9 protein-coding genes, 1 tRNA gene, 1 rRNA gene and 1 pseudogene are annotated in these 11,954 nt (G+C 40.1%); 8 read left to right on the plus strand and 4 right to left on the minus strand.

What is annotated here, in order from left to right; genetic code table 11:
• The first annotated feature begins 29 nt into the window (after nt 1-29).
• The 3 genes from HG263_RS10800 (at nt 30) to HG263_RS10810 (ending at nt 3,908) form a co-directional block, all read left to right on the plus strand.
• Complete coding sequence (locus HG263_RS10800; RefSeq protein ID WP_171626081.1) at nt 30-785, plus strand: class I SAM-dependent methyltransferase; 756 nt, start codon at nt 30-32, stop codon at nt 783-785.
• Nucleotides 786-845: 60 nt separating this feature from the next.
• Nucleotides 846-1,832, plus strand: a complete 987-nt coding sequence (locus HG263_RS10805; RefSeq protein ID WP_171626082.1) for an SDR family oxidoreductase — start codon at nt 846-848, stop codon at nt 1,830-1,832.
• Nucleotides 1,833-1,961: 129 nt separating this feature from the next.
• Nucleotides 1,962-3,908 carry a hypothetical protein gene (locus tag HG263_RS10810; RefSeq protein WP_171626083.1) on the plus strand — a complete coding sequence of 649 codons (1,947 nt, stop codon included), beginning with the start codon at nt 1,962-1,964 and terminating at the stop codon, nt 3,906-3,908.
• A 270-nt stretch (nt 3,909-4,178) separates the two neighbouring features.
• Here HG263_RS10810 and HG263_RS10815 read toward each other — a convergent pair whose 3' ends face one another.
• On the minus strand, nt 4,179-4,790 hold the full coding sequence (locus HG263_RS10815) for a glutathione S-transferase family protein (RefSeq protein WP_171626084.1): 612 nt from the start codon (nt 4,788-4,790) through the stop codon (nt 4,179-4,181).
• Nucleotides 4,791-5,042: 252 nt separating this feature from the next.
• A complete protein-coding gene (locus tag HG263_RS10820; RefSeq protein ID WP_171626085.1) occupies nt 5,043-6,248 on the minus strand; it encodes a hypothetical protein in 1,206 nt (401 codons plus the stop codon).
• A 760-nt stretch (nt 6,249-7,008) separates the two neighbouring features.
• Between HG263_RS10820 and HG263_RS10825 the strand changes: the two genes are divergently transcribed.
• From HG263_RS10825 to HG263_RS22390, 4 genes and pseudogenes are all read left to right on the plus strand, one after another.
• On the plus strand, nt 7,009-7,167 hold the full coding sequence (locus HG263_RS10825; protein WP_171626086.1) for a hypothetical protein: 159 nt from the start codon (nt 7,009-7,011) through the stop codon (nt 7,165-7,167).
• An 851-nt stretch (nt 7,168-8,018) separates the two neighbouring features.
• The gene (locus HG263_RS22385; protein ID WP_246239935.1) at nt 8,019-8,255 is read left to right on the plus strand and encodes a glycoside hydrolase family protein; all 237 of its coding nucleotides are present in this window, start codon (nt 8,019-8,021) and stop codon (nt 8,253-8,255) included.
• Between the two features lie 46 nt (nt 8,256-8,301).
• On the plus strand, nt 8,302-8,433 hold the full coding sequence (locus tag HG263_RS22575) for a lysozyme family protein (protein ID WP_281358257.1): 132 nt from the start codon (nt 8,302-8,304) through the stop codon (nt 8,431-8,433).
• 887 nt (nt 8,434-9,320) lie between these two features.
• Nucleotides 9,321-9,494: pseudogene (locus HG263_RS22390) on the plus strand (transposase); the annotation flags it as partial.
• Nucleotides 9,495-9,612: 118 nt separating this feature from the next.
• On the opposite strand, the gene HG263_RS10835 reads toward HG263_RS22390, so the two are convergent.
• Both HG263_RS10835 and HG263_RS10840 read right to left on the minus strand, forming a co-directional pair.
• Nucleotides 9,613-9,689: transfer RNA gene (locus HG263_RS10835), tRNA-Pro, on the minus strand.
• A gap of 123 nt (nt 9,690-9,812) precedes the next feature.
• Complete coding sequence (locus tag HG263_RS10840) at nt 9,813-11,228, minus strand: alanine/glycine:cation symporter family protein (RefSeq protein ID WP_171626087.1); 1,416 nt, start codon at nt 11,226-11,228, stop codon at nt 9,813-9,815.
• 624 nt (nt 11,229-11,852) lie between these two features.
• Between HG263_RS10840 and HG263_RS10845 the strand changes: the two genes are divergently transcribed.
• A 16S ribosomal RNA gene (locus HG263_RS10845) occupies nt 11,853-11,954 on the plus strand; the annotation flags it as partial.

Below are 11,954 nucleotides of genomic sequence, written 5' to 3' on the forward strand. Positions count from 1 at the left end.
TTCATTAACTTAAATTTAGGAATATAACTATGCAAACTAATATTGATGATACACGTTTTAACATTATTGCTCAGTCTTACGAGTACGCGATTGCGAAGTACCCTGATGCACGTCGTGATGGCGATTGGTTAATCGAGCAGCTAGATGCACAACCCGATGAAACTATCCTAGAAATTTCAGCAGGGACGGGCTTTTTAACTGAGCAAATCGCACCGCAAAATATCGGTGGTAAGCTGATTGTTCAAGATATAGCCCCGAATACATTAGAAATAAACAAAACGAAGGTGCAAGCATTTTCTCATTTAGAGTATTTATTAGATCTCAATGAATTAGATAATGAAAGCTGTGATAAAGCGGTATCACTCGGTGGCTGGCACCACATGGAAGATCAGATCTGGATTACTAAAACCGCGTTGGCGAAAGTAAAACCGGGCGGTTACTTCTGCGTAGGTGACTTTGCTGATTCTTCAAGCATTCAGCGTTACTTCGACGAAGTGGTTGATAATATTACAAGTACTGGACATCAGGGGTTATTTCCTTCGTATTCTCGGATGATCAACCTAGGACGTTTCGCTCGTGCCTCAAAGACTGTAGTCGAAGAGTTTGATGTACCGTTTGCATTTGATAGTGATGAAGAAATTGGTGAGTTTTTCCAAAAAGTATTTGCTTTGGAGCAAGATCACCTTGATACCGCAAAAGACATCAGAAAGTACTTCGAGATCAAAGAAGAAGACGGCAAGTTAAAAGTGATGGTGCCGTATATCTACGCAAAATTCTACAAGTAATTAAAGTAACTTATTTGGCTGCACGCATGTGCAGCCTTTTTTATAACAAAGGATTATGTAATGAGTACCTCCTTCGAACAGGCAGATTGTATCCTCGTTTTTGGCGCTAAAGACCATATTGGTGCTGAAGTGGTTAAGTATATTCATCAAAAACAACCCCATGTTAAAATAAAAGTAGCAACGCATGACGCTAACAATCTAGCGTTATTGGAAGCGATGTTTCCCTTTGCACATGCAGTGCATGCTGATTTACTCGATTATGAGAGCTTGTCGGCTGCACTTGATGGCGTAGAAGGGGTTTTTCAAGTATCTCCAGATGTCTTTAACGAAGATTTATTGGTGAAAAACATGAAAAATGCCAGCAAACACGCAGGAACTGTTAAGCACATCATACGAATTTTGGGAACACCTCCTGGAGTGAGCATGGATCTCATCCCCGAGAAACTAAAAAAGTATAGACATTACCCTGCGATGCAGCATTTGCTGGCAACACAGTTATATCGTGATGCCGAATTGCCTGTCACTTTTATCAATGTGGCAGGTTATTACATGGATGATTTTAGCCGTATGTTCTCGCCTTCAATCATCGAACGCAAAGCGATTGAAATTGCTTTTGACAAACGCCTAGCATGGGTTGACCCGATAGATGTAGCGCAGGTCAGTGCAGAGCTATTGATAAACCCACGCAACGAATATGTTGGTAAAGTCATAGATGTAACTGGGCCTGATTTGATGACATTCGCTGAAGTTGCAAAGCTGTTTAGCAGAGTTTGGAAAGAAGAGATCACCTATAACGGTGACGAAGCCGTGTTTTTGAATTCCATTACGCCTGTTTTTTCTAAGTTATGGGGAGAAGAAGCGCCAGCTTATTTTATGGAATATTTCAAATGGGAAACCGAGCACGCCAGTTTATTCAAGATAACAGATCACGTTGAGAATATATTGGGCCGATCACCAATTGCATTTGAAGAATGGGCTGTTAAAAACGCTGACTTTTTTACCCAGGCATGGCAAGCCAAAAAAAGTGCCCCTTTAGTTCAATCTTAGAGGGTAAATCCAGCACTCATTTCAAAACCTAAAACCGATATTAAGTTCGATAGCTATGAGGTATATCAATGCTGTCGAATTTGCGTTTTCACACCAATAAAAACATTAAAAATACAATAGAGATATAGTATGAATATTCTAGCGAAAGTATGTTTATTAGGCGTAATAGCCTTTTACAGTAGTCACTCATTGGCAAAAAATAAAACCGTGTACCTAAGCAATGAGGACTTTAAATATGGTACATATCTGATCAATGAGCCAGGAACTTATGTGCTATCTGAAGACATCACATTTAATCCCAATAGCATAGAAGCGCTGAGCGACTATGCTACTAAACACCCAAATCAAGCTCGAATTTTAAATCTAAATTTACCCATCAGTGCTTATCAATCTGGATTTCCATTGTTTACTCAATATAAGCACGGTAAAGCTAATAACAACAAATTTAAACCCTTTAATAGTAAATACGATCCGGCGGCTTACGGGCTGGGATTTTTTGCCGCAATTGCGGTAAGTGCAGACAACGTAACGATTGACCTAAATGGAAAAGTTTTACAGCAAAGCGAAGAGCATGCATTGCTGCAGCGTTTTTTTGCGTTGATAGAACTAGCAGATCAGCCATTTATTCCTAAACAAGGACCGGCCGACTTTGGCACAACTTTCGATCCTGCAAAAAATGTTGTCATAAAAAATGGCACACTTGGTTTATCTGCTCACCATGGGATCCATGGTAACGGTAACGTGAACGTTAAAATTGAAAATGTAAATTTTGAAGACTTCGAAGTTGCTGCTGTTGCCTTAAACGGTGTGGATGGATTAGAGATCAACAATTCATATGCAAACAACAGAAAAGATATCCCTATCATAGGACTGTTTTCTGCCGCGCAGTTTATTAAACATTATATTAATTATCTTGAGCGTGTAGGTTCACCTACCGTTTTGGAGGTAAATGGTGCACAGCTTGATGTTCACGATATAAAATCAAGTTTAGAAACAAGTATCAATAATGTTTATGCAGATGTTATTTACGGTAATGGCCAAATAAATAACACGCTCCATGCTGATGAATATGCTATTTTTCATAATAAGTCGGGTTTGTTAGACGGTAATTCGTATTCTTATTTGTTAAACCATATGGGTGTGGCTGTGAATGGTTTTCCGTTACTTCCCTATACTCCCCAGAAATTTCCGGCGCGTAACGTCACCTTTAGAAATGTGGTGGTAAAAGCGCAGCATGCTGATATTGTGGAAGTAATTGCTATCGATAATAATGGTACCGCGGTTATAGATCCAAATGGTGCAGTTTTTCAGCTGTTTAATCGCCACCCTGAAACTGGCCAGCTTATGACCATTTCAGACGAGTCACTAGCTAATGCGAGATATTTAGGGAACGTGGTGAGTAACGCACAAGCGTTCGTAGCGAAAGCAAAGCTAAATGGTGAGTTTGAGAATGCTCCACTAGATGTGTCGAGATTAAACATAAGCCGTTCATTACTCGACTGGGTTGAAGGTAAAAGAGGTAGCGAATACCTCACATCAGTTGTGCCTAGCGCAGATAGTTTATTTTGTAACGGAGACAGCATGTTTCACGTTAACAAAGGTGCGATTGGTTTTAAACTCGATGGTGCGCAAGACGTTACGCTCATAAACACTAAAATAGAGCAAATAAAAAACTTTAGCCAGCCAGGTTCTACTATGTGTGGTGACCCAAAGACGGTTAAGTCTCACCCATTGGCAACATTATCGGGATATGGCGGTACGGCATCTCGTGGTTACTCTGTTTCTGGCTCCGTTTCAGTCGAAATGAGAGGTGTGGAGGTTGGAGAAGTTTATTCTGCTCATGGTCATGTAAATGGCGTTGATGTGCTTACAAACTCGCACACAGTGTTGTTAAGTAGCGTGGTTCTTAATTGGCTTGAAAACCTCTCGGGCGCATATCATCCGGCAGGCATTGAAGTTGGCAGTGGTGTAGAGCTGGTTGATATTCAAGGAGCATGTTTACAATCAAGTCCTGACAACACATTAGTAGACCATAGCCAGCTTATTTTTGAGTTTGTACATAACTGCTCAAACTAATCCTTAATCGGTATTTTTTAATTGAGCGCCAGATAGTCACTGTCGCTCATTTTTTGCCATATCTCATTTTCGATAACCACTAAGTAGGGCTTTACTTGTCACTCAGCAAGCAGGTGTTGTCTTTCTCTTTTACAATTTTATAGTATTGCGCATGACTACTACATTTATTACATGAGCAAATGATCGGAGCGTAAAGGTGTGCGCTAGAACTAAAATGCCTGATAGCAAAACAATCAGGCATGAGTAGGACGAGGAGTTAATTCATTTGCACTAATATGCTTCTTTAATGCCTTCTAAAGGCGCTTTTACAGAAGCTCTTTGGTTGATTGCATCAAACCAGCGTTGGACATTACGCAACTGACTAAAATCAACTTTGTTTTCGTTAAGATAAACAACCGACGTAAACAGCGAAATATCGGCGATACTAAACTCGTCACAGATAAAGTTTTTGCCAGATAGAGCCTGATCCAAAATAGTCAGTAGGTTCAACGCTTCTTCCTTCGCGGCTGTAACTGCCTGTTGGTCACCTTCTTCACCCAGAACGACATTGTTAAAGTTAATAGTAATTGCTTCAACATTTAATCGTGTGTGGTTCCAGTCAAGCCATTGGTCTACAAGATATCTTTGTTTGTTGTTAGGGTAGTATTTGCCGTCGTCATACTTATCGCTAATATAACGTAAAATAGCGTGTGACTCCCATATAATAAAGCTATTGTCATCAAGAACAGGTACCTTGCCGTTTGGATTCATTTGCAGATATTCTGGTTTAAGATTCTCTTCCATTAGCTCCACAGCGTGAGCTTGATAGTCCAGCCCAAGCTCATTTAATAAGATGTGAACACGAGCTGCATGATTTGACCAAGGGTGGGTATATAGTTTCATTAAGTGATACCTTTATATTTAATGTCAATTGATATTTAAGTTAAAGGGTCTGAATTAGTCACTAAGCCTAATTCGTGACGCCTATAAAGTTTGACTACCCAAACAATCAGTGTGTGACATATAAAGTGCGTGTAATTTTTCATTTCTTTTGATTGGAAGAACTAGACTAGCAGATAGTTTAGTTATTCCAATATAATTATGATGTTAGCTTTATTTTGATAATTGCAATTTGGCGATAATAGATAGTCCAGATCAGTGGCTGTGAGCCTGTTTTTTTGTCGTTATAAAATCAACAATACCATTTGGAAAATCATTCAAAGTGCTGCCGATGGCGTGTATATCTACCCCAGGCCCTAATTTAAGTGCACACGCGCCTGAGGTTTGAAAATTAGACCGATAAGTTAATACGAGGCCTATAACGCGTAAGCCGTCTTCATCATGCTCAATGGCGGGAAATGGGTTATTGATTTTGCGTGAGAAGTTTATTTTTCCTTTGTCATCAGAGAGTAAAATAGGAGGGACAGCGAGAGGGTCGGGTAGCATCTTGATTTGGTCGCCTTCAAAGTTGTTTCTGCGAAACGCCATCACCTGATAAATCGCATTGGGTAACATGTTTTTAGCTTTGATTTGAAATACTGCGGCGGTGTAGCCTTTACTTTGCCTATCATAGTCAGCAAGGGTAATAGTCAGCTTCATTTTTGCCTCTAACCACTGGCCTAATGTAATCACCGTATTGTTACGCTCATCGATATTGTCTTCTCCGCTACACCCAAGTGGCGGGCAGTGTTCTCCGACCTTAGCATTAGGAATATAAACCTCACCACTATCCACATCATACGCCTTTTGATCGCCTTGAAAGCCACTGATTGGTACCTGGTGCAGTGGCATAAGAGGGCGTCGATAAGTAAATTCTTGAGACTTTGCAGGAAATATTTCAGGGCACGGAAATTGACTCAAACTATTGTGGTTATATTTTGTATCAGCGTCCATCGGCACTCTTGCGATACCACCAAAGTGACCTCGTGGTGGGCCATATGAATTGGCATAAAGAGGCAGCTGCAGATCAGCACTCCCTGCAGACAGGTCAAGGTGACGTATCACCTTATATTCTGCGGCAAACGGATTAGTAAAATCTTCTCGGCCATTTTCATCTAAAGGAGGGACAGTATGCTTTGAGACAATCGCAGCTTGAGAAGGTACAGGCACGACTTCTCCAGACGCTTGCTTAACTAGTAAAGTACCAACAACAATATAGTTGCCATCTTCATCAACAACGGCACTTGGTGGCCAAAATGGCCCTTGTGTAGTGTTGGGTATATCTATACGAATTGAAGGAGCCTTGGGCAAAGGCGTTGCCAACAAAGAAACGGAAAACAAAGTCACTATTAGTACGAGCATAATTAGGATGGTGCGGTTGCTGATAAGGTGACGAGTATTGTTTTTTGTATGTGTGAACATTTTTCATCCAAAGGTTGTTAATTTGTAATTAAGACCTTTTGAGTGACAAGGGTGTGACAGTGCTGGCGAATTCAATATGTTTGCAACGGGTATATGAGAAATTCTCTACGGCGATTAGTAACGTTTATTATGCCAATCATACCTCTTTAAAAACCGTGCAATGTACCAGAATGCTATTTGCTTAAGAGATCCTGACCTTCGTCAGGGTGACACAGGTTGCGCTATATTTTATTTCTAACTTTAAACATAACGACAAGCTGAAAATGAATAAGCTTTTAACCTACCTAATACCTTAGTTGCTAGCTTGCAACTTGCGTATTACAAGGGATTACAAATGTACGATTCATGATTTATCGAAAACGGATTATGAACTAAGCACACTTAAAAAAGTGCTACGAGTCATTTGCGCAGAATAGACCAATAATTGAGAGTCTACAGCTTAAGGCTCACGCTTTATTTTGAAATGTGTCATAAAGGAATAAGTAAAGGCTCTTACCACAAAAATACCAACGCTGTCATTACTGTGCATGTATGATAAAAATTCAACATAATAAATAGTTTAAGAAACAGTAAGATAGAGAGTTAACAAAATTATTCAAGTTAAGAGACTTGAGTTCTGTTGCTAATTTAAACACAGTGTTTAATTGATGAGCACTGTTGAATAATCACTCGTTCATCAAATTTAATAACTTACTTTAATAATTAACCTCAGGCTTAGGCAAAGTCGCCTATCCGGGGCCATTTTACAACAGGAAACAACATGAAACTCAAAAAGGTTAAATTAAAAGCGCTAAGCGCAGACAAAAACTTAAGTGCAAAACAAACAAAAGAAATTGCTGGCGGTACGTTTGCTTACAGCAAAGATTATGGTGCTTGCCACACAGCGCCTGAGTTTTGCCCAACGGTATACGCTTGCTAGAGTAAATAGCTAGCGAAACAGATAGGTGATGCAGAGGTTACGCAAGTAACCTTATTGATTAAAACAGCATAAATCCTTGTACTTGTTGTTATAAGCTGTTGATGTCGCATCACCACTATCATAGATGAGTAACCTTGTTATGCTACCAATGCTTTAAATACCGCCTTTTTGTTCCTTTCACCAATCTATGAATCGCTTAGCCCTGAAGAATTCACCGAATTGCCATATTTAGCTTTGTATAATTAAAAGTTTATAAATAACAAGTGATGCTGGTATTTAACTAGCTGTGTTACTTAATAGTTATTTAATTTTATCGACACGGAAAATGAACATGCGCATCAAAGTGTTCAGCTAATTTTTAGCTGATGGGTTGTTTAGTCTTTGTCACTGTACTTGCAGCCTGCCAAACATTCACAGCTACTCATACACAAGCGAATGCTGTTTAAAGCTCACCACACAATCTACTCAAGCTTTGAAAGGGGCTGTAGAGCGACCCAATAAGAGGATGGCCGCTACGCACATTTAGAAATAAAGCGGCAAACTAGCATCAGCTAGTACGACAAATTGCTTGGCTAAAGCACGTTATAACCCCAAACACTTAACCACAATCATGCTGGTAAAGCAGAAATAGCTGCGGCTATTATTTTGATAATTCCATTTAGCGGTGGCTGTCTCGTTTAATTCTACCTACTGACTCTGTGATCAAAATAATCGAAAAACACGGAAAGCCTTCAACTTAGAAAGTAAAATCTGTATTCACTGAGAATCGACTTAGGGTTAATAGTTAAAAACCTTATACAAACCCGCTCAAATGCGGGTTTTTTTGTATTCAAATTTAGGAAGCCATTGTTATGTCAAACATGCTGACCGTAGAGCAAATAAAAAAGCACGAAGGCTTTAGACAGTTTCCTTATTACTGCACAGGGGGAAAGTTACCCATCGGATATGGTCTTAACTTAGGTGATGTGGGAATTAACGAAGAAGAGGCTGAACAGCTACTTGCTAAAGACATACAAGAAGCCAAAGCAGGAGTTAAGCGTCGCATTGATATAAGTAAATGTAATGAAGCTCGTATTGCGTGTTCGTGAATATGGCGTTTAACCTTGGTTTAAACGGTTTAATTGCCTTTTAAAAATGCTCAAGCATGTGGAGTGTGGTAACTACAAGCAGGCAGCCAATGAAATGATGAATAGTCGCTGGGCCAATCAAGTTCCGAATCGAGCTAACGAGCTAGCAAATCAAATGCTAACAGGAGAGTGGCAATAAACCCCTAAGGGTATAAGCCTAGTTATACCCATTAAAGATGTTCACTGAATAATAATCTAGCGCCATGATGCCTGTACCGTCTAGCAACAAATGCATACAGAGTACGCAAGGTGTCGAACTTTTTATGTTATCACCAGTAATACAGATGACTTGTTATTAAAAGTTAGAGGTCAATACGGCTCAAGTCAGGATTTTGATTGAACAGTGAAAAAATAGAAATTTAATTAGAAGCCAAGTTTTTGAGGTTCAAAATTAAAAACGGATGCGTGTTTTGCTGGAAAATATCGATAAATGACAGAAGTTGTCCAAAAAGGGTGGTTACACAGGGCTAGAGAAATTCTACATGTAGAATAATTTGCAGTGAGTGGGTCGTTAAATATTTATTTCTTTACTCGACGTTCCAGTAATAAAAAATACGTTAGCATCATTTTAAACAGTACAAAAACAAAACCCGCCATACAGGGCAGGTTAAAAGAATTCCTTCGCGGTGTTGGCGCACCCAAGGATGTAGTTATACAAGCTTAAAGGAGATAACCACCGTTGAGAAATAGTAACAGATTCCAATTTGTTTTCACATTAAAAGAGGGGTTAATAAAAATGGAAGGACCAGCAAAAAATCCGTTTGTACATTATGCCGGGATAGCTGCGGTGATATGCGCAATTTCTCTGCTAGCGTACGTTTTGGCTCCTAACGGTATATTTTAATGCTTAGCTGGCTATTTGAAGGTGTTACAAACAACCCTATAGAGGCCATAAGCAAAGCTGGTGATGCACTTTTTGTGAGATTAACGAGGACATAAATGGCCACTCAAATTTGGAACCTGAGTGACTTTTCTATGCTTTGAGTGCTTAAATTCATTTCAAATTTTCAGTTCAAGGAGTGAACGATGGGATTAGCAAGGAAGCGGCAAATTAGCTTGTCGGATACGCCTTATTATCATTGTGTTTCACGCTGTGTTCGCCGCGCATTTTTGCATGGTTAAGGTAAGCAGGTGGGGAAATCTTATGAGCATCGACAGGGCCGAGTAGAGGAGCGGTTACAGCTTATAGCCTACTTATTCTTGAATGAACTATTCATTTCTCTGTATTTTTAGTAGGGAGTTTGGACTTATTTTGCATAAGGCTAAATTGAAGGTATCTAAAACGTGATATAACTTATTGAATAGGGTAAGGAAAAGCTGGTCGGCATAGCAGGATTTGAACCTGCGACCCCTGACACCCCATGACAGTGCGCTACCAAGCTGCGCTATATGCCGACTTGGGTGTAACTATACGGATATTTTTTGGAAAGGCAATAAGTAGTTGGTTTGTTTGAACATTAAATGAGCTTATAGGCGTGTAACTGCCTGCTAAACAGGCAGTCACACACTTTTTATCTATTAATACCAGACCCCTTTGGGTAAGGTCTTTTTCATTTTGGGGTGCTGGTTTGCATCAAAAACAGGTGTTTTGCCCGATTTAAGTTGTTGGTTGTAATCTTTATATAACCAAATCACAAAACCTGAAAGCATAAATAGTGCAACTACGTTGACGATTGCCATTAGGCCCATTGATACATCTGCCATGGTCCAAATAACACCAAGCTCTCCAACCGCACCAAACATCACCATGCCTAACACACATATGCGGAATATCGTCATACCATGTTTATGGTTGTGCTCTAAGAACATCAAGTTGGTCTCTGCATATGAGTAGTTTGCTACAATAGAGGTAAAGGCAAAAAACAAAATAGCGATGGCAATAAAGGTCGCGCCCCAATCACCCACATGTTCAACTAATGCCGCTTGAGTTAGTGCAATACCAGTTACGCCTGATTCTGGCACAAGCTGGTTAGACAATAGAATAAGTGCGGCAGTTGCCGAGCAAATAACAATAGTATCAACAAATACGCCAAGCATTTGCACATAACCTTGTGAAGCAGGGTGGTTAGGATTTGGGGTTGCAGTAGCGGCTGCGTTGGCCGCGCTACCCATACCGGCTTCATTTGAAAACAGGCCTCGCTTAATACCTTGGATCATGGCCTGCATCACTGCGTAGCCAATGGCACCAGCGCCAGCTTGCTCAATACCAAAAGCGCTAAAGATGATCTGCTTAAATACATCGGGCAGCAAATCATAGTTGATGGCACATATATATAGTGCAACCAATAAGTAGGCCAACGCCATAAATGGCACCACTAGCTCAGCAAAACGTGAGATGGTTTTTAGGCCGCCAAATATAATGAAAGCAGAGCCTACAACCAATATGCCGCCCATTATATACTTGGGCACGTCAAATGCCACTTCAAACGCTGCTGCTATTGAATTAGCTTGCACCGCATTAAAGACCAAACCAAAAGCGAGGATCAGACATAAAGAGAACAAAACTCCCATCCAGCGCTTGCCTAAGCCATACTCCATATAATAAGCAGGGCCACCACGAAAGTTGCCGTCTTCATCTTTTGTTTTATAAAGCTGTGCCAAGGCACTTTCTGCAAAACTGGTAGCCATGCCTATTAGGGCAATTAACCACATCCAAAAAATCGCACCTGCACCGCCTATATATAACGCAACGGCAACACCCGCCATATTACCTGTGCCAACACGTGCGGCCAAAGACGTACAAAATGCTTGAAAAGATGATATCCCTTCATTGGCACCGCTACGGCTATTAGCCATAACTTTTACCATATAAGGAAATTGACGAAATTGAATAAACCCTAAACGAAGAGTAAAGAATAAACCTGCTGCTATTAATAGATAGATGAGAACATGTCCCCAAAGCAATCCACTAATAAAGTTTAATACATCAGCCATAACTACAAAGCCTACTTATATATGAACGGATAAATTAGGGCGCGTAATCTAACACATATATATAGAAGAGTCTTATAAAGGCTATTAAAGCCAATTTATCCACAGCTTTTTGTGGGTAACTTGTGTGATTTTGGTGTGTAATTCTGTATAGGTAAAAAGGATGAAAATAATCATATTTTACTGCAAAAACCGCTTGCGCTTTTAATTCGCCGCCCTATAATGCGACCCCACTGACACGGAGCGCTACGCTGAAAAGCAAAGCAACAACGAGTCAGCGTCGAGTAAAACTTAAATTTAAAACTTCTTAAAATTAAGTGTTGACAAAAAAATGGGAATGCTTAGAATGCACACCCCTAGCGAGATGAAGCCAAGCGCTGATTCATCGCACTGTTCTTTAAAAATATGAAGCAATCATCTGTGTGGGCACTCGTACAGATTGAGTTCTAACAGCAGAACTACTTCGGTAGGGACGCAAACAAATTTAGAGTCTCAATGTTTTTTCCTTAATTGGAAAATGAGTGACCAACAGCAACAAGTTTACTTGTTGCAGCACAGTCAATTCGATACCGAAAGGTATCAAAATCAGAATTCATTGAGCGTGTCCTTCGGGACAGAAAAAACTTTTAATTGAAGAGTTTGATCATGGCTCAGATTGAACGCTGGCGGCAGGCCTAACACATGCAAGTCGAGCGGTAACATTTCTAGCTTGCTAGAAGATGACGAGCG

Source organism: Pseudoalteromonas caenipelagi (genome assembly GCF_013140855.1).
GTDB lineage: Bacteria > Pseudomonadota > Gammaproteobacteria > Enterobacterales > Alteromonadaceae > Pseudoalteromonas > Pseudoalteromonas caenipelagi.

Excerpts from the sequence above, each read along its gene's own strand:
- HG263_RS10800 (WP_171626081.1), top strand. The coding sequence starts at position 30 with ATGCAAACTAATATTGATGATACACGTTTTAACATTATTGCTCAGTCT.
- HG263_RS10805 (WP_171626082.1), top strand. The coding sequence starts at position 846 with ATGAGTACCTCCTTCGAACAGGCAGATTGTATCCTCGTTTTTGGCGCT.
- HG263_RS10810 (WP_171626083.1), top strand. The coding sequence starts at position 1,962 with ATGAATATTCTAGCGAAAGTATGTTTATTAGGCGTAATAGCCTTTTAC.
- HG263_RS10815 (WP_171626084.1), bottom strand. The coding sequence starts at position 4,790 with ATGAAACTATATACCCACCCTTGGTCAAATCATGCAGCTCGTGTTCAC.
- HG263_RS10820 (WP_171626085.1), bottom strand. The coding sequence starts at position 6,248 with ATGTTCACACATACAAAAAACAATACTCGTCACCTTATCAGCAACCGC.
- HG263_RS10825 (WP_171626086.1), top strand. The coding sequence starts at position 7,009 with ATGAAACTCAAAAAGGTTAAATTAAAAGCGCTAAGCGCAGACAAAAAC.
- HG263_RS22385 (WP_246239935.1), top strand. The coding sequence starts at position 8,019 with ATGTCAAACATGCTGACCGTAGAGCAAATAAAAAAGCACGAAGGCTTT.
- HG263_RS22575 (WP_281358257.1), top strand. The coding sequence starts at position 8,302 with ATGCTCAAGCATGTGGAGTGTGGTAACTACAAGCAGGCAGCCAATGAA.
- HG263_RS10840 (WP_171626087.1), bottom strand. The coding sequence starts at position 11,228 with ATGGCTGATGTATTAAACTTTATTAGTGGATTGCTTTGGGGACATGTT.